This window comes from Sphingomonas sp. KR3-1 (genome assembly GCF_040049295.1).
Lineage (GTDB): Bacteria > Pseudomonadota > Alphaproteobacteria > Sphingomonadales > Sphingomonadaceae > Sphingomonas.
On record NZ_JBDZDQ010000001.1, the window covers coordinates 268,547 to 287,898 of the forward strand.

Consider the following 19,352-nt stretch of genomic DNA (forward strand, 5'->3'; position numbering starts at 1 on the left):
CCTATTCCTTCTCCTCGACCTGCTCGCCCAATTGTGCGCTTTCGCGCTTGAGCGGGCGCGACACCGGGCAGACTTCCTGGACATAGTCGTTCAGCACATTGGCCAGATGCTCGCGCACCAGCCGGTAATGGACATATTGTCCGCGCTTCTCGCTGATGACCAGCCCCGCATTCTCCAGCACCGCGAGATGCTGCGAGACCGCCGGTTTGGAGATGTCGAACCGCGCGGCGATCTCGCCCGCGGTCAGCTCGGCATGCGCGAGATAGGCCAGGATCTTGCGGCGGACGGTGGACGACAGGGCTTCGAAGACGCGTTGCATGAAAAGCTATTTAAGCAATTACTTCATTGCCTGCCAGCCCCGATTGAGCAATTAGGTAATTGCTTAACTACCTAGCGAGTCGCACCATGATCGATCCGCATGCAGTGAACCATCTCGTCGAGACGCCCGGCGCCGACCCCGTGAAGGGCCGCGTGCGCTGGGCCCCGGCGCAGTCGCTCTGGAACGGCGGGATGATGGCGACGACATTGGCGCTGGGCCCCCTCACCTTCACGCCTGCCGCCCTCGCCCTGTTCATAGTTGCGACCGGCGCGACGCTGCTGCTCGGCCATTCGGTCGGCTATCACCGGCGGCTTATCCACAAGAGCTTCGCCTGCGCGCTCTTGCTCGAGCGCGTATTGGTCTGGTTCGGCGCGCAGGCGGGCCTTTGCGGCCCGCTGGCGATCATCCGCACGCATGATCTGCGCGACTGGGCCCAACGCCGCAGCGATTGCCACCCTTATCTCAGTCACGCCAATCCGATGGCGAAGGACGCCTGGTGGCAGCTCCATTGCCGGCTGGAGCTCGATGCCCCGCCGCGCTTCGACCTGGGCCGCATCGGCCGCGACCCGTTCTACCGCTTCCTCGAGGCAAGCTGGATGCTCCAGCAACTGCCGATCGCCGCCCTGCTCTTCTGGGCCGGCGGCTGGGGCTTCGTCGTCTGGGGCGGCTGTGCCCGGATCTTCGCCTGCGTCCATGGCCATTGGCTGGTCGGCCATCTCGCGCATAATCGCGGACCGCAGAGCTGGATCGTCGCCGATGCTGGCGTGCAGGCGCATGACGTCTCCTGGGCTGGGCTGATCACGATGGGCGAGGCCTGGCACAACAACCACCACGCCTTTCCCGGCTCGGCGCGGATCGGGCTGTATCCCGGCCAGAGCGACCTGGGGTTCGTCTTCATCCGGCTGCTGGAACGCGCGGGGCTGGCCTGGGATGTGCGCACGCCGGGCTCGCTGCCGGCGCGCGCAAGCCTGCACGCAATCGAGGCGCATTCATGAGCGAGGAAGCCACCCCTGCCGCCGACAATCCCGGCTGCCTCGCGCTGTTCTTGTCGGTGGCGCTGCCCGCGCTGCTGCTGACGATAACGGTCTTCCCGCCCGCCTTCGCCACGCCGATGATCTACATCCCGATATTCGTGGTGACCGGGTTCATCGCCACGGTGATCGGGCTGCCGCTCTATCTCGTCGCCGCGTATTTCCAGCGGAAGAACGTCTGGACCGCGCTGGCCGCCGGTGTGCTGACCGGCGCTTTGCTCCCGGTGGTGGGCGCCTTGTCCGAGCCGACGCCCGAGGCGTGGCGCGTCGCCGCGGGTTACGCGGCGACGGGTGCCGTCGGTGGCCTGACCTTCTACCTCATCGCCACCGTGTCGCGCGCACCGCGCCGGAACCTCGCGCTGTTGCTCGCGCTCGCCGGCTTCTCGGTCGCGGCAGCGCTGCGGATCTAGCCCGCCAGCGCCTTCTTCAGCAGCTCGTTGACCACCGCCGGGTTCGCCTTGCCGGCCATCGCCTTCATCGTCTGGCCGACGAAGAAGCCGAACAGCGCTTCCTTGCCACCGCGATACTGTTCGAGCTGGCCCGGATTCTTGGCGAGGATCTCGGCGATCACCGCCTCGATCGCGCCAGTGTCGCTGGTCTGCTTGAGCCCGCGCTCCTCGACGATCTTGCCCGCCGGCTCGCCGGTCTCGAGCATGATCTCGAACACCTGCTTGGCGAGCGGGCCGGACAACGTGCCGTCAGCCGCCAGCGCGAGCAGCTCGGCGCCGCCCTCCGGGCTCACCGGGCTCTCGTCCAGGCCCTTGCCCAGCCGGTTGAGCCCGCCATAGAGGTCGGAGAGCAGCCAGTTGGCGCTCGCCCGCGCGACTTCGTTCTCGCCCTTCTTCTGCACCCGCGCGCTCTCGGCGAGCAGAGCCTCGAACCAGCGCGCGGTGTCCGCATCGGCGGTCAGCGTCGCGGCATTGTACGCGCTCAGCCCAAGCTCGCTCTCGTAGCGGCGGCGCTTGGCGTCGGGCAGCTCGGGCAGGCTGGCGCGGCATTCCTCGAGGAACGCGTCTTCCAGCTCGAGCGGCAGCAGGTCGGGATCGGGGAAGTAGCGATAGTCCTGCGCATCTTCCTTCGAGCGCATCGACCGGGTCTCGCCCTTGTCCGGATCGAACAACCGCGTCTCCTGGACGATCCGCCGGCCCGCTTCGAGCTCCTCGACCTGGCGCCGCGCCTCGATCTCCACCGTCTGCATGACGAAGCGGACCGAGTTGACGTTCTTGGTCTCGGTGCGCGTGCCGAACTCGGCGCCCGGCTTTCGGACCGAGACGTTCACGTCGGCGCGCATCGAGCCCTGGTCCATGTTGCCGTCGCACGATCCGACATAGCGCAGGATCGCGCGCAGCTTGGCGAAATAGGCACCGGCTTCCTGCGGCGAGCGCATGTCGGGCTTCGAGACGATCTCCATCAGCGCCACCCCGGCGCGGTTGAGATCGACGTACGAGCGCGACGGATGCTGGTCGTGCATCATCTTGCCGGCGTCCTGCTCGACATGGATGCGCTCGATGCCGATCGTCTTGACGTTGGCCTCGGGATCCTTGTCGTCCAGGCTGATCTCGATCTGCCCCTCGCCCACCAGCGGGTGGAAGAGCTGGCTGATCTGATAGCCCTGCGGATTATCGGCGTAGAAGTAATTCTTGCGGTCGAAGCGCGACCATTTGTTGATCACCGCGCCGATCGCCATGCCGGTGCGCACCGCCTGGCGGATGCACTCGCGGTTCGGCACCGGCAGCATGCCCGGCATCGCGGCGTCGACCAGGCTGACCTGGCTGTTCGGCTCTGCGCCGAATTCGGTGGCCGCGCCCGAGAAGAGCTTGGCGTTGGAAGTGATCTGCGCGTGCACTTCGAGGCCGATCACGACCTCCCACTCGCCGGTTTCGCCGTGGATGCGGTATGTGGAGTCAGTCATTTTGGTCCACTCTCGGAACGTCTGAATAGTCGGTTCTTGATCCGCGGCTCGGGTCGCGAGGCAACGGACTTGGTTCGGCGTCGGGCAGGAAGATCATCGGATCGCCTTGGAGGCCGTGCGCTACCTAAAAGGTCGCCCAAGCTTCCCAGAAGGTCGATCCAATGGATCATTCCCTCACCACCATTGCTCCGGCCGCGCCGTGAACCCGGCGCGCTGCTCGATCGCCAGGCCCGCATTGAGCACGCCCTGCTCGTCGAGCGGCCTGCCGATGATCTGCAGCCCGAGCGGCAGCCCGCCCGCGTCCAGTCCGCCCGGCACGCTCATCGCAGGCAGGCCAGCCAGCGAGCTCGGCACGGTGAACACGTCGTTCAAGTACATCGCCAGCGGATCGGCCGACTTGTCGCCCAGCGCGAATGCCGCGCTCGGCGCCGTCGGCGTCAGCAGCAGGTCGCAGACCGCGAACGCGTTCTCGAAGTCGCGCGCGATCAGCGTGCGCACCTTCGATGCCTGGGTGAAATAGGCGTCGTAGAAGCCCGCCGACAGCACATAGGTGCCGATCAGGATGCGGCGCTTCACTTCCTCGCCGAACCCGGCTGCGCGCGTCGCCGCGTACATGCCCTGCAGGTTCTGGCCCTCGGCCAGCTCGCGCAGGCCGTAGCGCACGCCGTCATAACGGGCGAGGTTGGACGAAGCCTCGGCCGGCGCGATGATGTAATATGCCGGCAGCGCATACTTGGTGTGCGGCAGCGAGACCTCGACGATCTCCGCGCCCGCATCCTTCACCCACTCGATGCCGCGGTCCCACAGCGCGAGGATCTCGGCGGGGGTACCGTCGAGGCGATATTCCTTGGGAATGCCGATCTTCTTGCCGCGCAGGTCGCCCGAGAGCAGCTCCTCCCACTTCGGCACGGGCAGGTTGAGCGAAGTCGAATCCTTCGCATCGAAGCCCGCCATATTCTCGAGCAGGATCGCGCAGTCCTTCACGTCGCGCGCCATCGGCCCGGCCTGGTCTAGGCTCGAGGCGAAGGCGACCACGCCCCAGCGCGAGCAGCGGCCATAGGTCGGCTTGATGCCGCTGATGCCGGTGAACGCTGCGGGCTGGCGGATCGAGCCGCCGGTATCGGTGCCGGTCGCGCCCGGCACCAGCCGCGCCGAGATCGCCGCCGAGCTGCCGCCCGACGAGCCGCCCGGGGCCAGCGGGGCATTGTCGCCGCCGCCGCGCCGCCAGGGCGAGATCACATTGCCGAAATAGCTGGTCTCGTTCGACGAGCCCATCGCGAACTGGTCGAGGTTGAGCTTGCCCAGCATGCCCGCGCCCGCATCCCACAGCTTCTGCGAGACGGTCGATTCATAGACCGGCTTGAAGCCCTCGAGGATGTGGCTCGCCGCGGTGGTCTGCACGCCCTTGGTGCAGAACAGGTCCTTCATGCCGAGCGGCACGCCGGCGAGCGGCTTGAGCGTCTCGCCCTTCGCCACGGCTTCGTCCGCGGCGGTGGCGGCGGCGATCGCGTGCTCGGGGGTCTCGACGATGAACGCGTTGAGCGCCTTGGCGCGGCTCACCTTGACGATGAACGCATCCGCCACTTCGCGCGCCGAGAACTTGCTCGTGCGGATGCCGTCGCGCAGTGCCGCGACGCCCAGATCGGTAATGTCGCTCATTCGACCACCTTCGGCACGGTGAAGAAGCCGTGCTCGCCCTGCGGCGCGTTCTGCAGCACCGCGTCGCGCTGGGCGCCTTCGGTCACCACGTCTTCGCGCAGGCGCAGGCTGTTGGGGATCACGGCGGTCATCGGCTCGACCGACGAGGTATCGACCTCGCCGAGCTGCTCGATCCAGCCCAGGATGTTGTTGAGCTCGGGCGCGAGGCGCTCGGCATCGGCATCGCTGATCGCGATGCGAGCGAGGCTCGCCACCTTCTTCACGGTTGCGGTATCGACGGACATGGGAGGCGCCTAACAGCCACGCCTCCCGCCTTCAAGCACCGGTTGCTTGAAAGGCCGCCCCTGCGGGTCGCCAAGCCACACCTGCCGCATCTCGACCAGAATGGCCCGATCCGCAATCGCGGTTGCATCGGGCGAAATCGTGCCCCACGGGAATGCGATTGCAACAAAGCGGCTTTATGCTGCATTGCACAATGGAGAATGGGCTTGGCCCGGAAGTTCCTCTATGTCGTCGTAGGACTCATCTTGCTCGCAACGGCTGCCATGTTCGCCTATCGCCTCTGGGGCGTCGAGCTGCTCCGCCAGGCAATGGTGCCCGGCGTCGAGGTGGCGAAGCTGTCCGCGCCCGGCGACTATAGCAAGGCCGATCTCTGGCTCGCCCGGCCCGACAAGCCCGGCAACCCGGCGCTATGGACGCCCGCCGGCTTCAAGCCCGCGGACAATCCGCCGGCTGCGGTGTTCTTCATCCACCCCACCTCGTTCCTCGACCGCTCGCAGTGGAACGCGCCGCTGAACGACGCTGCCGCCAATGCCCGGGCCGAGCTGTTCCTGCGCGGCCAGGCCAGCGCGTTCAACTCCACCGGCCTGGTCTGGGCGCCGCGCTACCGCCAGGCGACCTTCGGCGCCTTCCTCACCTCCAAGACCCAGGCCCAGCAGGCGCTCGACTTCGCCTATCGCGACGTCGAAGCGGCGTTCGACCAGTTCCTCAAGGAAGCCGGCAACCGCCCGATCATCCTTGCCGGCCATAGCCAGGGCGCGCTCCACCTCACCCGCCTGCTCGCCGAGCGCGTCGCCGGCACGCCGCTGGCGAAGCGAGTCGTCGCGGCCTATGTCGTCGGCTGGCCCGTCTCGATCACCGCCGACCTGCCCAGAATGGGCCTGCCCGCCTGCTCGGGCCCGGACGAGAGCGGCTGCATCCTCTCCTGGCAGAGCTTCGCCGAGCCCGCCGATCCGTCGCTGATCCTCGACACGTTCGACCAGACCAGCGGCTTCACCGGCCAGCCACGCAAGGGCACGCCGATGGTCTGCACCAACCCGATCACCGGCAAGCCGAACGACAGCGCGTCCGCCGAGGCCAATCTCGGCGGGCTGATGCCGAGCAAGGACCTGACCAGCGCGGTGCTCCAGAAGAACCTCGTCTCCGCCCGCTGCGATGGCCGCGGGGTGCTGCTGATCGGCGCCAATCCACCGGACCTCGGCCCCTATGTGCTGCCCGGCAACAACTATCACGTGTTCGACTACAGCCTGTTCTGGGCCAATGTCCGCGCCGATGCCGAGCGGCGATTGAAGGCCAGGCGCAAGCTCTGGCCGTTCTGAGGCTCAGATCCGCCGCCGATATCTTATTTGCCTAGGTCGAGGATCGCGATGGCCGTCCAGGGTATAAGCCGCAGGCCGGTGACCGGGGGCTGCCCTTCCAAGGCGATGCCGCGCTCGTCGAACGCCGTCAGCATTCCCGAAATGGTGCCGTCGTCGTGAAAGGTTACCTTCACGGTCTTGTCGCCGTTCTGCCGGAAATAGTTGGTAAGCGCTTCCATCATAAGGAATCCTCCGCGAGAGCGTCATTCGACAATATTGGAAGTGTAGGCAGCACGTCGCCTCGCTTGCCAGTACAATTCCGTGGCGCCGCGCGATATTCCGTGCCTGAGATCCCGACTTTCGCAAGGAAGGAGATTGGGGCTAGAGGAAGCACGTGATCACCACCGTATCCGCAGACTTCCGCGCCACGCTCCCCGCCGGCGGCCGCCTGATCGGCCTCGATGTCGGCACCAAGACGATCGGCACGGCGCTGTGCGACGCCGGCTGGAGCTTCGCCAGCCCCGCCGAGCTGGTTCGCCGCACCAAATTCTCCAAGGACAAGGCCGCGCTCCAGGCGCTGATCACCGCGCAGCAGGTCAAGGGCCTCGTCATCGGCCTCCCCCTCAACCTCGACGGCACCGACAGCCCACGCACCCAGTCGACCCGCGCCTTCGCCCGCAACATGGACGATCTCGGCCTGCCAATCCTGCTGTGGGACGAGCGCTGGTCCACCGTCGCGGTCGAGCGCACGCTGATCGAGCAGGATTTCAGCCGCGCCCGCCGCGCCGAGATGATCGACAACATGGCCGCAGCCCACATCCTCCAGGCGGCGATCGACGCGCTGGTGAATGTGAGCTAGCGATTCCCCGGCAAAGGCCGGGGAACGAGAAGGCTTCACCAGCGCCGGTCGAACCGGGCGATCAGCCCGTCGAGCGTCCGCGCCACCCGCTCGCCGCGCTCCCGCATCTTGTAGGTCGTGCAATCGGCATCCACCGGCTGAAGCCGCGCGCAGAAGCGCCGCACGTCCGCGCCGAGCATCGCGACATCCGCGCCGATCCGTTCTAGATCCGCCCGCGCACGCTTCCGCGCCCGCCGGCCCAGCACGGCCTCCACTCGCCCACGATGCGCGCCCGCCGCCTCGGCAAACCCGTCCGCCAGCGCCGTCATCTCCGCAACGAACCCCAGCGACACGGGGTGTGCCGGCGCATAGCCCAGCGCGTCGTCGCCATGCACGGCATTGGCTCCCACCCGCACGGTCGCCTGCGCGAGATAGAGCCGTGCCAGCCCCGCCAGCGTGTCCTCCGCCAGCCCGACCAGCGCCGCGGTATCGGCGAGCAGCGCCGCATGCCGCTTGTCGCCCGCCGGCGCATAGACCGTCACCAGCCGGGCGAACCGCGCCGCACCCGCCGCCTGCAGCTCGATCGCCCGCCGCGCCCGGATCAGCCGCTCGAGCGGCGCCGCGCCATTCTCCCGGAAGAATTCGCGCGACAGCGCCACGACATTCTCCCCGCAATCGCGGTGCGCCTGCAGCGCCGCCAGCGCGAGCATGCGCCGCATCGGCTGCCAGCGCGCCCGTTCCACCCGGGCGAGCCACCAGGGCAGCAGCGCGAGCACGCACACCAGCCCGAGCGCGAAGAACAGCGCCCCGACCTGAAACGCCGCCCACCACGCCGGATCGCGCGTCATCCAGCCGACAAAGGAAGCCCACCACCCCTGCACGCCACGCTCCCCCCGAAACGCTAAGCGGGCCTCCACCTATCTACGTTTTGCGGCAGTCGCGAGACTCAGGCGGCGGGCCCCGGCTCCGCCGGCGGCACCACGACAAAGCAGTTCTGCGTGGATCGATGCAGGCGGTTCGGCCCGAACAGGAAAAAGCGAACCGCGTAAGGCAGGTTCGGCGCCAGCGCGTCCGTCGAAACCGGCGCGGTATAGTTCAGCGTCTCGTCGGCCACCGCGATATTCTCGCCGAAATAATAAGGCAGCGGGATCACCATCCGGTCTCCCTCAGCCAGGTGCCGGTCGATCCGCGCGAAGTCGTTGGTATATGCGCATTTTCGCGGATCGCCGTTCTGCTGGATCAAGGCATTCACGGTGGCGATCGGCGATTCATCCTCCGGGCCGATCACCAGCAACGCGTTGGAAATCCGCTTGTCGCGGAAACCCTTGTTCTCAACCGTCGTGCCGAGCAGCACCCAGCCCTTCTCGACGCTCACCGAGAGCGAGATGCGCAAATAGGCCGAGAGTTCGTCCAACAGCCGCCAGCCGAGCGCCGCCAGCCCCCCGATCGCGCCGAGTATCTGCAGGACTCCGAGCATGGCGACACCCTCCCTATCGGCACCGGAATAGCATGCGACCCAGGATAGGCGTCAAACCGCATCTCTGAACCTTGCGCCCCGGCTCCCGCAGGTCTAGGCGACGGCTTTAATGCAAGCCTCAGATCATCGCCCCGCAGCCCAGATACAGGGCCGCGCCGTCTTCCCGCACCGGCACCTCACCGGCATTGCGGGGCTCCAGCCGCACGAGATCATGTTCCTGCTCGACGAGGCCGAGCAATGGATCGAGGCGAACCGCAGCCGCGCGCGCAACGATCGCCGGCTCGACGGCATCACCCAGATCAACGCCTTCTTCGAGAATTCCACCCGCACGCTCCTCTCCTTTGAGATCGCGGGCAAGCGGCTCGGCGCGGACGTGGTCAACATGCACGCCGCGCAAAGCTCGGTGAAGAAGGGCGAGACGCTGATCGACACCGCGGTCACCTTGAACGCGATGCGCGCCGACGTGATCGTTATCCGCCACATGGCCTCGGGCGCGGTGCAGCTGATCGCCGACAAGGTCGATTGCCCGGTGCTCAACGCTGGCGACGGCTGGCACGAGCACCCCACCCAGGCACTGCTCGACGCGCTCACCATCCGCCGCCGCCGCGGCAGTGTCGCCGGCCAGCGCGTGGTGATCTGCGGCGACCTGCTTCACAGCCGGGTCGCCCGCTCGAACATGCTGGCGCTGACCTCCCTGGGTGCGGAAGTCCGCGTCGTCGCCCCCTCCACACTGATGCCGCCCGCGATCGAGGGGCTCTACGTCACGCCCTACACCGATTTCGACGCCGCGCTCGAGGGCGCCGACGTCGTGATGATGCTCCGCGTCCAGAACGAGCGGATGGCCGGCGGTTTCATCCCCTCCAGCCGCGAGTTCCATGCCCGCTACGGCCTCACGCTCGAGCGGCTCGCCCGCGCCAAGCCCGACGCGCTGGTCATGCACCCCGGCCCGATGAACCGCGGCGTCGAGATCGATTCCTCCGTCGCCGACCATCCCGAGCGCAGCGCGATCACCGAGCAGGTCGAGATGGGCGTGGCGGTCCGCATGGCCTGCCTCGACGTCCTGACCCGAGCCGAGCGCGGCGTGGAGGGCTGGGCATGACGCACATGTTACCGTCATCCCGGCGAAAGCGGGGACCCAGTTCCTCTGCTTTCCCGCTTCACAACGGTCGTATTTGGCGGTGCCCCAAGGAGCTGGGCCCCCGCTTTCGCGGGGGTGACGAAGAATGAAGATCTTTGAGAACATCAAGCCCGTCGGCTTCACCGGCGATTTCGCCTTCGACGGCGAGACCATCGCCTCCCCCGCCCCCGGCGCCGAGCGGATCGACGGCAAGGGCCTCACCCTCGCCCCCGGCATCGTCGATCTCGGCGTGTTCGCTGTCGATCGCGCCGCCTGCCGCGCCGGCGGCATCACCCGCGTCGGGCTGATGCCCGATCAGTCGCCGATCCTCGACGATCCCGGCATCATCCGCCGCGCCGCGCTGATGGGGAAGCCGGACCTGTGGGTCCACCCGCTGGCCGCCGCCACGCGCGGGCTTCAGGGCAGCGACCTCGCCGAGATGGCGATCAACGCCGGCGCCGGCGCCAAGGCCGTCGCCACCGGCCGCCGCTGGATCGCCGATGCCGGGGTGATGCGCAAGGTGCTCGCCTATGCGCAGGACTGCGGCCTCACCGTGATCGCGCATGCCGAGGATGGCGGCCTCGCCGGCGATGCGGTCGCGACTGAAGGCCTCACCGCCACCCTGCTCGGCCTCCCCGCCGCGCCCGCCATCGCCGAGGCGCTGGCGATCGCGCGCGACACGATGCTCGCCGAGGATACCGGCGCGCGCCTCCATTTCCGCCAGGTCACCACCGCCGCGGGGCTCGACCTGATCCGCCAGGCCAAGCGTCGCGGCGTGCAGGTCACCTGCGGCGTCACCCCCGCGCACTGGCTGCTCTCGGACATCGACCTCAGCGACTATCGCACCTATGCCCGCCTCTCGCCGCCGCTGCGCAGCGATGCCGACCGCCAGGCCGTCCGCGCCGCGCTAGCCGACGGCACGATCGACGTGATCGCCTCGGGCCATGACCCGCGCGGGCCCGAGGGCAAGCGCCTGCCCTTCACCGATGCCGAGGACGGCATGTCGGGCGCCGAGACCCTGCTCTCGCTCTCGCTCGGCCTGGTCCGCGAGGAGCTGCTCGGCATGGAACGCCTGTTCGAACTGCTGGCCGCCAACCCGGCGCGCATCCTCGGCCTCTACGCCGGCACCCTCGCTCCCGGCACGCCCGCCGACGTCATCCTGTTCGATCCTGAGGCGCCGTGGATCGTCGACAGCACCAAGCTGAAGGCCCGCGCCGGCAACACCCCGTTCGACGGGCTGCCGGTCCAGGGCAAGGTCCACCGCGTGTTCAAGGGCGGGCGCGAGATCGAATAGAACCGCATCGCCGGTGGTTCACGAGCCGGCCAAGCCCCGCTAAAGCGGATGCATTGGCGCATCTGCGCCGCAGGGTGGCGCACAAGTCTATGGATTCCTCAGCATTTGATCGGCTCACCGAGCGGCAGAAGGAATGCCTGCGCCTGGTCGCTGCGCCGGCCAATTCGAAGCGGATCGCGCGCGAGCTCGGCATCTCGAGCCATACGGTGGACGAGCATATCCGCGGCGCGCTGGCGACGCTGGCGGTGTCGGATCGGATGGAGGCGGCCCGGGCCTTCCTCGCGTACGAAGGCGGCCGCCCCCCTCAAATGTTGAGTAGTCAATCCGGTGGAATGGCGGCAGGCACCGGCGCCGGTCCATCAAACCCCTCGTTCGGGAAGCCGGACGAAGACCGAGACGCGACCCTGCCGGAGCTTCCGGCGCCGATGGAGGCGGTTCACCCTCCCGCGGCATCGCTCTGGCCTTCGCTCCCCTTCCCTACCCCGGGGAGAATGCGGAATGACCTAGACCGTACCGCAAGACTGTTCTGGATCGGCGCCGGCATCGCCCTGCTGATCCTCACGGCGAGCCTCTATCTGGCGCTCGCCGTCCGATATAGCGGCTCGCACTAGAGCCTTTCTCACCCACTGACAGCGAAACGCGCCGGCATGCGTCGGCGCGAAGGGGGATTTATGCGCCAACAGATTATCGAAGCCGGCCAGATGATTGCCGCGGACCTGCTCATGCTCGAGGGGCAGATTGACGAGACGATTGCCAGCGGCGGCCGCCTGCCGATGACCATGATGGCCGCCAGGGCGCATGCGAAGCTGCCCGCGTCCGTCGACCAGGAAGCCCTGCGCCACGCCGCCAAGGCCTTCGAGCTGATGGTCCAGGCGCGCCAGCACGTCGTCCAGGCCCATGCCCGCTATGCCGAGGTGCAGAAGGAGCTCGGGATGGAAAGCGTCGCTTTCGGCGACCAGTATCTTTGCCCGGGCGAAAGCGGCTCCGCGCCGAGCGAGCCGGCAATCCGCCTTGCCGCTTCGCGCGGCTGATGTTCTCGTTGAGGCTTGACCGGCCCGGACCCCGCGTGGTCCGGTGTCGGCATGTGGCACGTCATGCTCTTCTACTTTCTCCTGGCCGGGAGCTCGGCCTATGCACTGTGGAAGGGCGGCGCGCCCGAGCGCATCGCCGCGGTGATCATCCTGCTCGCCACGCTGTTCACGCTGCTGGTGGCGCCGGACAAGTCATGGGTGTTCGGTTCGGTCCATGCGGGGATCTTCCTGGTGGACCTCAGCATGTTCGTCGCGCTGGTGGCGCTCGCGCTGCATGCGGACCGCTTCTGGCCGCTCTGGATGAGCGCGATGCAGGGATTCGGCGTGTTCGGCCACATATCGGTCTGGCTGGCGCCGTCGATCAAGCCGGTCGTCTATGCGGCGACGCATGCCATAGCGAGCTACCCGATCCTGATCCTGCTAGCCTTCGCGACCTATCGCCATCTGCGCCGCGTCTCGGCAAACGGCGCCGACCCGTCATGGGCCGAACCCTCCTATGCGCCGATGCGCGCCGGAGCCTAGCGCCCGCCGACCAGATCGAGGAGGACGGCAATGCCCGACTCTCCTGAACGAGACGAAGACGACGCGCTGTTTCGTGCCGCGCGCGACCTGGTTGCGGGCGAGCAACCCGACGGGCTGCAGGCCGAGCATCTGGATCGCGCGATCGCCCGCGGCGGGATCTCCGCGCTGGACCGCGCCCGGGCGCTCTACGACCTGCGGCGCTCGCGCGAGCATTTCTTCAAGGGCAATGCCGATCTCTTCGGCGAACCCGCATGGGATATCCTGCTCGATCTCTTCATTGCCGGGGAGATGGGCAAGCAGGTGTCGGTCACCAGCGCCTGCATCGGCGCGAACACGCCGCCCACCACCGCGCTTCGCTGGCTCAGCCTGCTCGAGGAGCGCGGCCTGGTGCAGCGGATCCCCGATCTGCATGACCGGCGCCGGGCATTGATGCGCCTTACTCCGAAAGGCGATCAATCGCTCCGCGCATATCTGGAGACGTGCTGACCATTTCCGCCAGGTCGACATGCGCGCTGAGGATGTCGATGCCGGTTCCGATATGGACGGCGGCCAGCGGCTGGCCGACCGACTCGGCGACGCGAATCAGTTCTTCGCCAATCGCGATCGCCCGCCGGCACAGTTCGATCTCATGCGCAATTTCCATGGGGGGTCGGGTTTCCTTCAGCCGGGGCCGGCGTCGATCAGATATCAGCACTATGTCCGCGCGCATCCTGCCGAAAACGCGCGCTTGTGCCGTTTTGAACCCATCACGCCACGCGCCGGACCGCAAGCCCGGGTGAATCCCTATTTCTTCCGCGCCGGCTTCGCCAGATTCGCCGCCACCGCCTCCTGGATCAGCGCCGTCAGCGCCGCTGCGTCGATCTCAGCGCCTTCCGCGAAATCGATCGCGCGGCGGACATTTCCCTCGAGGCTCGAATTGAACAGCCCGGTCGGGTCCGCCAGCGCCGCGCCCTTGGCAAAGGTCAGCTTCACCGCCGCCTTGTAGGTCTCGCCCGTGCAGATAATCCCGGCATGCTCGAACACCGGCACGCCGCGCCACTTCCACGTCTCCTCCACCTGCGGATCGGCCGCGTGGATGATCGCGCGCAACCGGGCGAGCGTCTCGCCGCGCCAGTCGCCCAGCGCCGCGATGCGTTCGTCGATCAGCTCGGAGGGCGTCTTCTCGGTCATGCGTTCCTCGCCAGATAGGGCCGCGCGAACATGTAGAGCCCGGTCGGCAGCAGCACCAGCAGCGGAATCACCGCGAGCAGCCCCAGCCACTGCGCATTGCTCTTCAGGATCACCGCGACGATGTTCACGATCGCGGCGATGCTGAACACGAAACCGCTCCAGCGGTGGATCTGGCGTAGCATGGCACTCCTCTCAAATAACCATTGGGCTATGATTTCTCATAACCACTCAGTTATCAGTGAGTCAATCCCGCGGCGGAATGCCGCTCGGCCATGTAGCGCCCCGGCGAGGTGCCCAGCACCTTGCGGAACATCGTCACGAAGCTCGGCACGCTCTCATAGCCCAGCTTCGCCGCCACCTGCTGGATCGAGCTGCCGCCCGATAGCCACTTCACCGCCAGCATCACGCCGAGCTGCTGGCGCCAGCGCCCGAAGCTCATCCCCGTCTCACGCAGGATCGTCCGCGCCAGCGTCCGCTCGCTCAGCCCTGCCCGCTTCGCCCAGACATCCAGCGTGCCCCGGTCGGCCGGCGCGGCGAGCATCGCCTCGGCGATCCGGCGCAGCCGCGAATCACTCGGCATCGGCAGATGGAGGTCCTCGACCTGGGCGTGCGCCAGCTCGTCGAGCAGCACCGCCACCATCCGTCCGTTCGCGTCGCTCTCCTCATAGAGCACCGGCAAATGCGCGCAGCGGACGAGCAGTTCGCGCAGCAGCGGCGTCACCGAGATCGCGCAGCAGGTCATAGGCAGGTTCGCCGCCACCTCGGGCGCGACGAAGGCATTGTACCCCTCCAGCCGCCCCGTCGCCTTGATGCTGTGCAGCGCATCGCCGGGGATCCACACCGCGCTGCGCGGCGGCACGATCCACAGCCCGCCTTCCACCTCACAGGTCAGCGCTCCGCGATGGACGAGCAGCACCTGCCCCTTGCGATGCCGGTGCGGCTCGAGCTCGAACGCCCCGACATCGGTCATCGCCGCGCCATAGGTCACCACCGGACGCGGCACCTCGTCGGGATCGAGCCAGCTCTCCTTGTCGGCCTTGCTGGTCAGGATCGGCATGGCCAGGCCCTTCTGCGATAACTGGCCGTTTTGGATAACATTCTGTCCAACCTTCGGAATGACGCCGTTGTTGCGAGCGATTATCACTTTGCAACATCGCGGTCGAGAGCGGCCGCACGAAAGGGAAGACAGTGACGACATTGACCGACGCGCCGGTAGCCGGCCTCCTCGAAACGCTCCATCGCGAAGCCACTGCCACCGACGAGGCGCATTTCCGCGCGATGATGGACAAGGTCGAGGCGCAGGACGGCAATATCGACGCGCTGGTCGCCAATATCCTCGCCGAGGAGCGCGCCGACCTGACCGCGGTCTATCGTGGCTATGCCGGCAATTTCCTCGCCGTCTCGCCGGTCTTCGGCCGCTTCCTCTATGCGATGGCCCGCGCCCGCAACGCGAAGCGGATCGTCGAGTTTGGCACGTCGATGGGCGTCTCGGCGATCTACCTCGCCGCTGCGCTGCGCGACAATGGCGGCGGCATGCTGATCGGCAGCGAGATCGAACCGGCCAAGGCCGCCCGCGCCCGCGCCCATCTCGAAGCCGCCGGCCTCGCCGACCTGGTCGAGATCCGCGAGGGCAATGCGCTGGAGACCCTCGCCGATCCCGGCGGCCCGGTCGACCTGCTGCTCGTCGACGGCGCCTTCTCGCTCTACCTCCCCGTGCTCAAGCTGATCGAGCCGCACCTCGCGCCCGGCGCGGTGATCCTCGGCGAGAACGCCTTCGACCCCGCCTATCAGGACTATGTCCGCAACCCGGCCAATGGCTATGTCTCGCAGCCCCTCCCGGTGGATGAGGGCCGCGGCAACGAATTCACCGTAAGGATCGCCGCCTGATGCTCGCCCCCGACTCCCCCGAACGACCCGCCGCGGCCAGGCCAGGCCGGATCAGCCAGGCGCTGCTCCGCCTGCTGATGAAGCCCGCCGCGATCATCGCCAATGAGGAGCTGAGCGACCGCTTCCGCCTGATCACGATCGAAGGCCCCGCCCTTGCCGGCATCACCTGGACCCCGGGGCAGAAGCTGCAGGTGTCGATGGGCTCGGCGTTCCAGACGCGCACCTACACGCCGATCGAGTGGAATGCCGTGGCCGGGCGCACCTGCATCCTCGGCTATGCGCATGGCGAGGGTCCTGGCAGCGCCTGGGTGCGCGGTGCCCGCCCGGGCGACGCCTGCGACCTGCTCGGCCCGCGCGGCTCGCTCGACGCCGGGCGCCTGCCCGGCCCGCTGGCGGTGTTCGGCGACGAGACCGCGATCGGCCTCGCCTATGCGCTCGCCCGCAAGGAGCGCGCCGTCGCCAGCCATTTCGAAGTCGATGATGCCGAAAGCACCTGCCGGGCCGCCGAGCAGCTCGGCCTCGCGCACATCGCGCTGTACCCGCGCAGCGCGGGCGACGCGCATCTCGCCCGCATGGAGGCCGCCCTCCCCGATCTCGTCGCCTCGGGCGCGTCCTTCGTCCTCGCGGGCAAGGCCGGCACCGTCCAGCGCCTGCGCCACGCCCTCAAGCGCGACGGCGTCTCCCCGGCGCGCGTGATCACCAAGGCCTATTGGGCGCCGGGAAAGACCGGGCTCGACTAAGCCCTTGCCGCCACGACGAAAAAGGCCGGGGCGTCGCCGCCCCGGCCTTTCCTTTTCCCGATGGGAGAGGGAAACTCTTAGCGCGAAGCCACGCGCACGCCCGGCTTCACCCAGCTCGCCAGCGCGTCGCCGGCGCCGGTGCGGACGAAGCAGGTCTGGCCGCCGGCCTTCACCTGGCGGCACAGCGCGTCGGCGCCGCTGCGGTCATAGCCGCCGACCGACAGGCGATAGAAATTGCCCGCCTTGGTCGAGACCTTGGCGCCATACGGAGTCTGGCCCGAAAGCGCGGGAACGCGGTTGCCGAAGCGGCCCCAGGCGTCCTTTGCCACCGCCGGGTTCGCATAGGCGCCGAGCTGGACGTAGAAATTGCCCTTGGCCGGCTTGGCCGAGACGATGGCGACGCGCGGCGCACGCGCACCGACGGCGGCGACCGGCACCGGCGCGCGGACGGCGGCGACGGGCACCGCCTGCACCACTTCGGCGCGCGGGCCGAACACGACCCCGGCATTGGTGCCGGCAACCGGATTGGCCTCGGCAGCCGCAGCGACCTCGACCGGGGCAGCGGCAGCCGCGACGGCGGGCGCGGCCTCGGCGGCAGCCGCCTGCGCACCCGCGGGCACGCCCGGCATATAGGTATCGACCGGATCCTGCGTCGGCACGGTCTGCACCGGCTGGGTCGCGGCGGCGGCGAGCATGACGTTCTGCTGCGCGAGCGCCAGGCGTTGCGGCTGGCCGCCATCCTGCACCGGCGTCACGCCGAGCAGCGCGGCGACCTGGTCATAGGCGTTGGTCGGGCGAGCGAAGTTCACCCACTGGAGCATGCGATCGTTGACCTGGTCCGGCGCGACGTCGACCGAGGCGACCTGCTTGGCCTCCGCCCAGCGCCCCGACAGCGCGAGCGCCAGCGCCAGGTTCTGGCGGGTCTTGGCGTTGGCATCCTCGGCGCGCGCGGCGGGCTCGAGGATCTGGACCGCGGTGACGGGATCGCCGGCCAGCGCGAAGGCGAGGCCGCGGTCGCTCGCGGGGATCGAATCCTGGTGGCTCTGCAGCATTGCCCGCGCGCCCGCCCAGTCGCCGCCGGCGATCTTGGCGAGGACGAGGTTGAGCGCGACGCTGCCATTGCCCGGGTTGAGCGTCAGCGCGTCGCCGAGCGCCTGGTTCGCCGAGGCGAAGCGGCCCGAGAGCAGATAGGCCTGGCCGAGCAGCGCGCGATAGTCGCCGTTCTGCGGGTCGTTGGCGACGGCGGCCTCGGCATGCGCCACGGCATCGGCCGCCTTGCGCTTGGCGATCGCCTTGCGCGCGGCATCGGCCTCCTGGACCGCCTTCTTGGCATTAGGCGCGTCGCTCGCGAACGCCGCGAGCGCAAAGCCCTGCGTCGCGATGCCGGCCGCCAGCGTGCTTCCGGCGGCGAGCGCCGAAAGACCGATCAGGAGCTTGCTACGGGTCTTCATTGCATTGTCCTCAGCGGTGCACCGCGGGGCCGACCTGGCGCGCAAGCGCCTCGATCTCGCCCAGCGATTCGAGAAAGGCGTCGAGCGCCTCGGTAACCAGCATCTGCGCCGAACGGTTGGTGACGGCGGATGCGAGGCGCAGTCGCAAATGCCGGTCGTTGTCGAGGCGGAGCGTGAACGCCGCCTTGGGCTTCTTCGCCACTTCGCGGGCGACGCGCTCCACGGCCGCCTGGCCCAGCGCGAGGCGCGGGGCGACGGTCGGGGCCGGCGCGGTGACCAGCGTCTCCGGGGCGAGCGCCTCGGCGACATGCTCGATCACCGGCGGCTCGCTCTGGCTCAGCCGCTCGTCGAGCGCCTCGATCTGGCGCAGCACCGGCGGCTTGGCCGCGGCGGCTGCCTGTTCGGGGGTGAACTGCTGGGCGAAGCCATCATCGCCCATGTCGTTCCAGCCGAGATCGTCCTGGGCGGTCGCCGGGTTCATCCCGACGAACCCCTGGGGGCGCATCGCCGGGCGCGCCTGGCCCTTGCGGGCGAGCAGGCTGGACGAAAGCGACGCGGCGGGCTTGGGGGTGCCGAGCATCAGCTCACCACCCGGCGGCCAAAGCCACCCGCTGCACGGCCTGCGCCGAAGTGATTGACCGAAGGCGGTGCGAACACCGTGCGGCGGAAGTTCTTCTCGAGCCGGTCGTTGATATAGGTCCACAGCGCCTCGACCTCGGCGGCCGAGCGGCCCTTCGGGTCGGTTTCCATCACGGTGCGGCCGTCGATCATCGATGCGGCGAAATCGGTGCGGTGGTGCAGCGTGATCGGCGCGACGGTGCCGTGCTGCGACAGCGCCACTGCGGCCTCGCTGGTGATCCGCGCCTTGGGCGTCGCGCCGTTGACGACGAAGATCAGCGGCTTGCCGGCGCGCTCGCACAGGTCGACCGTGGCGCCCACGGCGCGCAGGTCATGCGGGCTCGGGCGCGTCGGGACGACGATCAGCTCGGCCACCGCGATCACGCTCTGGATCGCCATGGTGATGGCCGGCGGCGTGTCGATCACGGCCAGCTTGAAGCCCTGCTGGCGCAGGATCTCGAGGTCCGATGCCAGCCGCGCGACCGTGGTCTGCGCGAAGGCGGGAAGGTCCGTCTCGCGCTCGTTCCACCAGTCGGCCAGCGACCCCTGGGGATCGATGTCGATCAGCACGACCGGGCCGCAGCCCGCTCGCTCCGCCTGCACAGCGAGGTGGCCGGACAAGGTCGTCTTGCCGGACCCACCCTTCTGCGATGCCATCGCCAGAACGCGCATGAACCCCCTCGAAATACCAGAAACCCGAGGGAGCAAT

The 19,352-nt window shown here is 68.4% G+C and carries 26 protein-coding genes; 12 read left to right on the forward strand and 14 right to left on the reverse strand.

The window, feature by feature from the left end; genetic code table 11:
- Position 1: 1 nt before the first annotated feature.
- Positions 2 to 319 carry a metalloregulator ArsR/SmtB family transcription factor gene (locus tag ABLE38_RS01450; RefSeq protein WP_348972387.1) on the reverse strand — a complete coding sequence of 106 codons (318 nt, stop codon included), beginning with the start codon at positions 317 to 319 and terminating at the stop codon, positions 2 to 4.
- Positions 320 to 405: 86 nt separating this feature from the next.
- On the opposite strand from ABLE38_RS01450, the gene ABLE38_RS01455 reads away from it, so the two are divergent.
- Positions 406 to 1,314: an acyl-CoA desaturase gene (locus tag ABLE38_RS01455; RefSeq protein ID WP_348972388.1), complete on the forward strand. Its 909-nt coding sequence runs from the start codon at positions 406 to 408 to the stop codon at positions 1,312 to 1,314.
- Positions 1,311 to 1,760 carry a hypothetical protein gene (locus ABLE38_RS01460; RefSeq protein ID WP_348972389.1) on the forward strand — a complete coding sequence of 150 codons (450 nt, stop codon included), beginning with the start codon at positions 1,311 to 1,313 and terminating at the stop codon, positions 1,758 to 1,760. The genes ABLE38_RS01455 and ABLE38_RS01460 overlap by 4 nt, the downstream gene beginning before the upstream one ends.
- Here ABLE38_RS01460 and gatB read toward each other — a convergent pair.
- From gatB to gatC, 3 genes are all read right to left on the reverse strand, one after another.
- The gene (gene gatB / locus ABLE38_RS01465) at positions 1,757 to 3,262 is read right to left on the reverse strand and encodes an Asp-tRNA(Asn)/Glu-tRNA(Gln) amidotransferase subunit GatB (RefSeq protein ID WP_348972390.1); all 1,506 of its coding nucleotides are present in this window, start codon (positions 3,260 to 3,262) and stop codon (positions 1,757 to 1,759) included. The genes ABLE38_RS01460 and gatB overlap by 4 nt on opposite strands.
- A 174-nt stretch (positions 3,263 to 3,436) precedes the next feature.
- Positions 3,437 to 4,921 carry an Asp-tRNA(Asn)/Glu-tRNA(Gln) amidotransferase subunit GatA gene (gatA, locus tag ABLE38_RS01470; RefSeq protein WP_348972391.1) on the reverse strand — a complete coding sequence of 495 codons (1,485 nt, stop codon included), beginning with the start codon at positions 4,919 to 4,921 and terminating at the stop codon, positions 3,437 to 3,439.
- Entirely contained in the window at positions 4,918 to 5,205 is a 288-nt protein-coding gene (gatC, locus tag ABLE38_RS01475; RefSeq protein ID WP_348972392.1) for an Asp-tRNA(Asn)/Glu-tRNA(Gln) amidotransferase subunit GatC, read from the reverse strand. The genes gatA and gatC overlap by 4 nt, the downstream gene beginning before the upstream one ends.
- A gap of 204 nt (positions 5,206 to 5,409) precedes the next feature.
- Here gatC and ABLE38_RS01480 point away from each other — a divergent pair, with 204 nt between their 5' ends.
- Entirely contained in the window at positions 5,410 to 6,519 is a 1,110-nt protein-coding gene (locus ABLE38_RS01480) for a DUF3089 domain-containing protein (protein WP_348972393.1), read from the forward strand.
- 23 nt (positions 6,520 to 6,542) lie between these two features.
- Here the strand turns inward: ABLE38_RS01480 and ABLE38_RS01485 are convergent, their stop codons facing one another.
- Positions 6,543 to 6,737: a hypothetical protein gene (locus ABLE38_RS01485; RefSeq protein ID WP_348972394.1), complete on the reverse strand. Its 195-nt coding sequence runs from the start codon at positions 6,735 to 6,737 to the stop codon at positions 6,543 to 6,545.
- Between the two features lie 155 nt (positions 6,738 to 6,892).
- Between ABLE38_RS01485 and ruvX the strand changes: the two genes are divergently transcribed.
- Positions 6,893 to 7,357 carry a Holliday junction resolvase RuvX gene (gene ruvX, locus ABLE38_RS01490; RefSeq protein ID WP_348972395.1) on the forward strand — a complete coding sequence of 155 codons (465 nt, stop codon included), beginning with the start codon at positions 6,893 to 6,895 and terminating at the stop codon, positions 7,355 to 7,357.
- Between the two features lie 35 nt (positions 7,358 to 7,392).
- On the opposite strand, the gene ABLE38_RS01495 is transcribed toward ruvX, so the two are convergent.
- Positions 7,393 to 8,217 carry a hypothetical protein gene (locus ABLE38_RS01495; protein WP_348972396.1) on the reverse strand — a complete coding sequence of 275 codons (825 nt, stop codon included), beginning with the start codon at positions 8,215 to 8,217 and terminating at the stop codon, positions 7,393 to 7,395.
- Between the two features lie 65 nt (positions 8,218 to 8,282).
- Positions 8,283 to 8,813, reverse strand: coding sequence for a hypothetical protein (locus ABLE38_RS01500; protein ID WP_348972397.1), 531 nt, complete (start codon positions 8,811 to 8,813; stop codon positions 8,283 to 8,285).
- A 109-nt stretch (positions 8,814 to 8,922) separates the two neighbouring features.
- Between ABLE38_RS01500 and ABLE38_RS01505 the strand changes: the two genes are divergently transcribed.
- From ABLE38_RS01505 to ABLE38_RS01530, 6 genes are all read left to right on the forward strand, one after another.
- Positions 8,923 to 9,912, forward strand: coding sequence for an aspartate carbamoyltransferase catalytic subunit (locus ABLE38_RS01505; RefSeq protein WP_348972398.1), 990 nt, complete (start codon positions 8,923 to 8,925; stop codon positions 9,910 to 9,912).
- A gap of 124 nt (positions 9,913 to 10,036) precedes the next feature.
- A complete protein-coding gene (locus ABLE38_RS01510; RefSeq protein WP_348972399.1) occupies positions 10,037 to 11,224 on the forward strand; it encodes a dihydroorotase in 1,188 nt (395 codons plus the stop codon).
- A 53-nt stretch (positions 11,225 to 11,277) separates the two neighbouring features.
- Entirely contained in the window at positions 11,278 to 11,835 is a 558-nt protein-coding gene (locus ABLE38_RS01515) for a helix-turn-helix transcriptional regulator (RefSeq protein ID WP_348972400.1), read from the forward strand.
- A gap of 60 nt (positions 11,836 to 11,895) precedes the next feature.
- Positions 11,896 to 12,255 carry a hypothetical protein gene (locus ABLE38_RS01520; protein WP_348972401.1) on the forward strand — a complete coding sequence of 120 codons (360 nt, stop codon included), beginning with the start codon at positions 11,896 to 11,898 and terminating at the stop codon, positions 12,253 to 12,255.
- 15 nt (positions 12,256 to 12,270) lie between these two features.
- On the forward strand, positions 12,271 to 12,777 hold the full coding sequence (locus ABLE38_RS01525; protein WP_348972402.1) for a hypothetical protein: 507 nt from the start codon (positions 12,271 to 12,273) through the stop codon (positions 12,775 to 12,777).
- 30 nt (positions 12,778 to 12,807) lie between these two features.
- Positions 12,808 to 13,263 carry a winged helix DNA-binding protein gene (locus ABLE38_RS01530; protein ID WP_348972403.1) on the forward strand — a complete coding sequence of 152 codons (456 nt, stop codon included), beginning with the start codon at positions 12,808 to 12,810 and terminating at the stop codon, positions 13,261 to 13,263.
- Here ABLE38_RS01530 and ABLE38_RS01535 read toward each other — a convergent pair.
- The 4 genes from ABLE38_RS01535 to ABLE38_RS01550 form a co-directional block, all read right to left on the reverse strand.
- Positions 13,214 to 13,420, reverse strand: a complete 207-nt coding sequence (locus ABLE38_RS01535; protein ID WP_348972404.1) for a hypothetical protein — start codon at positions 13,418 to 13,420, stop codon at positions 13,214 to 13,216. The two genes, ABLE38_RS01530 and ABLE38_RS01535, sit on opposite strands and share 50 nt — an antisense overlap.
- 140 nt (positions 13,421 to 13,560) lie before the next feature.
- Positions 13,561 to 13,947, reverse strand: a complete 387-nt coding sequence (locus tag ABLE38_RS01540; RefSeq protein WP_348972405.1) for a DUF1801 domain-containing protein — start codon at positions 13,945 to 13,947, stop codon at positions 13,561 to 13,563.
- Positions 13,944 to 14,129 (reverse strand): hypothetical protein, encoded by a 186-nt coding sequence (locus tag ABLE38_RS01545; protein ID WP_348972406.1) that lies wholly within the window; start codon positions 14,127 to 14,129, stop codon positions 13,944 to 13,946. Before ABLE38_RS01545 ends, ABLE38_RS01540 begins: the two co-directional genes overlap by 4 nt.
- 53 nt (positions 14,130 to 14,182) lie before the next feature.
- A complete protein-coding gene (locus ABLE38_RS01550) occupies positions 14,183 to 15,004 on the reverse strand; it encodes a helix-turn-helix transcriptional regulator (RefSeq protein ID WP_348972407.1) in 822 nt (273 codons plus the stop codon).
- A gap of 131 nt (positions 15,005 to 15,135) precedes the next feature.
- Between ABLE38_RS01550 and ABLE38_RS01555 the strand changes: the two genes are divergently transcribed.
- The gene (locus ABLE38_RS01555) at positions 15,136 to 15,834 is read left to right on the forward strand and encodes a class I SAM-dependent methyltransferase (protein WP_348972408.1); all 699 of its coding nucleotides are present in this window, start codon (positions 15,136 to 15,138) and stop codon (positions 15,832 to 15,834) included.
- Complete coding sequence (locus tag ABLE38_RS01560) at positions 15,834 to 16,574, forward strand: siderophore-interacting protein (protein WP_348972409.1); 741 nt, start codon at positions 15,834 to 15,836, stop codon at positions 16,572 to 16,574. Before ABLE38_RS01555 ends, ABLE38_RS01560 begins: the two co-directional genes overlap by 1 nt.
- 77 nt (positions 16,575 to 16,651) lie before the next feature.
- Here ABLE38_RS01560 and ABLE38_RS01565 read toward each other — a convergent pair whose 3' ends face one another.
- Genes ABLE38_RS01565 through ABLE38_RS01575 form a run of 3 tightly spaced genes read right to left on the reverse strand, consistent with a single transcriptional unit; the run spans position 16,652 to position 19,315 of the window.
- Positions 16,652 to 18,025 carry an SPOR domain-containing protein gene (locus ABLE38_RS01565; protein WP_348972410.1) on the reverse strand — a complete coding sequence of 458 codons (1,374 nt, stop codon included), beginning with the start codon at positions 18,023 to 18,025 and terminating at the stop codon, positions 16,652 to 16,654.
- A 10-nt stretch (positions 18,026 to 18,035) separates the two neighbouring features.
- Complete coding sequence (locus tag ABLE38_RS01570) at positions 18,036 to 18,605, reverse strand: hypothetical protein (RefSeq protein ID WP_348972411.1); 570 nt, start codon at positions 18,603 to 18,605, stop codon at positions 18,036 to 18,038.
- The gene (locus ABLE38_RS01575) at positions 18,605 to 19,315 is read right to left on the reverse strand and encodes a ParA family protein (RefSeq protein WP_348972412.1); all 711 of its coding nucleotides are present in this window, start codon (positions 19,313 to 19,315) and stop codon (positions 18,605 to 18,607) included. The genes ABLE38_RS01570 and ABLE38_RS01575 overlap by 1 nt, the downstream gene beginning before the upstream one ends.
- Positions 19,316 to 19,352 lie beyond the last annotated feature (37 nt).

Bases quoted from the DNA above. Each gene is read 5' to 3' on its own strand.
- ABLE38_RS01485 (WP_348972394.1), bottom strand. From the start codon at position 6,737: ATGGAAGCGCTTACCAACTATTTCCGGCAGAACGGCGACAAGACCGTG.
- ABLE38_RS01565 (WP_348972410.1), bottom strand. From the start codon at position 18,025: ATGAAGACCCGTAGCAAGCTCCTGATCGGTCTTTCGGCGCTCGCCGCC.
- ABLE38_RS01530 (WP_348972403.1), top strand. From the start codon at position 12,808: ATGCCCGACTCTCCTGAACGAGACGAAGACGACGCGCTGTTTCGTGCC.
- ABLE38_RS01575 (WP_348972412.1), bottom strand. From the start codon at position 19,315: ATGCGCGTTCTGGCGATGGCATCGCAGAAGGGTGGGTCCGGCAAGACG.
- gatB (WP_348972390.1), bottom strand. From the start codon at position 3,262: ATGACTGACTCCACATACCGCATCCACGGCGAAACCGGCGAGTGGGAG.
- ABLE38_RS01535 (WP_348972404.1), bottom strand. From the start codon at position 13,420: ATGGAAATTGCGCATGAGATCGAACTGTGCCGGCGGGCGATCGCGATT.
- ABLE38_RS01450 (WP_348972387.1), bottom strand. From the start codon at position 319: ATGCAACGCGTCTTCGAAGCCCTGTCGTCCACCGTCCGCCGCAAGATC.
- ABLE38_RS01505 (WP_348972398.1), top strand. From the start codon at position 8,923: ATGCAAGCCTCAGATCATCGCCCCGCAGCCCAGATACAGGGCCGCGCC.
- ABLE38_RS01510 (WP_348972399.1), top strand. From the start codon at position 10,037: ATGAAGATCTTTGAGAACATCAAGCCCGTCGGCTTCACCGGCGATTTC.
- gatA (WP_348972391.1), bottom strand. From the start codon at position 4,921: ATGAGCGACATTACCGATCTGGGCGTCGCGGCACTGCGCGACGGCATC.
- ABLE38_RS01455 (WP_348972388.1), top strand. From the start codon at position 406: ATGATCGATCCGCATGCAGTGAACCATCTCGTCGAGACGCCCGGCGCC.
- ABLE38_RS01545 (WP_348972406.1), bottom strand. From the start codon at position 14,129: ATGCTACGCCAGATCCACCGCTGGAGCGGTTTCGTGTTCAGCATCGCC.
- ABLE38_RS01500 (WP_348972397.1), bottom strand. From the start codon at position 8,813: ATGCTCGGAGTCCTGCAGATACTCGGCGCGATCGGGGGGCTGGCGGCG.
- ABLE38_RS01560 (WP_348972409.1), top strand. From the start codon at position 15,834: ATGCTCGCCCCCGACTCCCCCGAACGACCCGCCGCGGCCAGGCCAGGC.
- gatC (WP_348972392.1), bottom strand. From the start codon at position 5,205: ATGTCCGTCGATACCGCAACCGTGAAGAAGGTGGCGAGCCTCGCTCGC.
- ABLE38_RS01460 (WP_348972389.1), top strand. From the start codon at position 1,311: ATGAGCGAGGAAGCCACCCCTGCCGCCGACAATCCCGGCTGCCTCGCG.
- ABLE38_RS01540 (WP_348972405.1), bottom strand. From the start codon at position 13,947: ATGACCGAGAAGACGCCCTCCGAGCTGATCGACGAACGCATCGCGGCG.
- ABLE38_RS01550 (WP_348972407.1), bottom strand. From the start codon at position 15,004: ATGCCGATCCTGACCAGCAAGGCCGACAAGGAGAGCTGGCTCGATCCC.
- ABLE38_RS01520 (WP_348972401.1), top strand. From the start codon at position 11,896: ATGCGCCAACAGATTATCGAAGCCGGCCAGATGATTGCCGCGGACCTG.
- ABLE38_RS01570 (WP_348972411.1), bottom strand. From the start codon at position 18,605: ATGCTCGGCACCCCCAAGCCCGCCGCGTCGCTTTCGTCCAGCCTGCTC.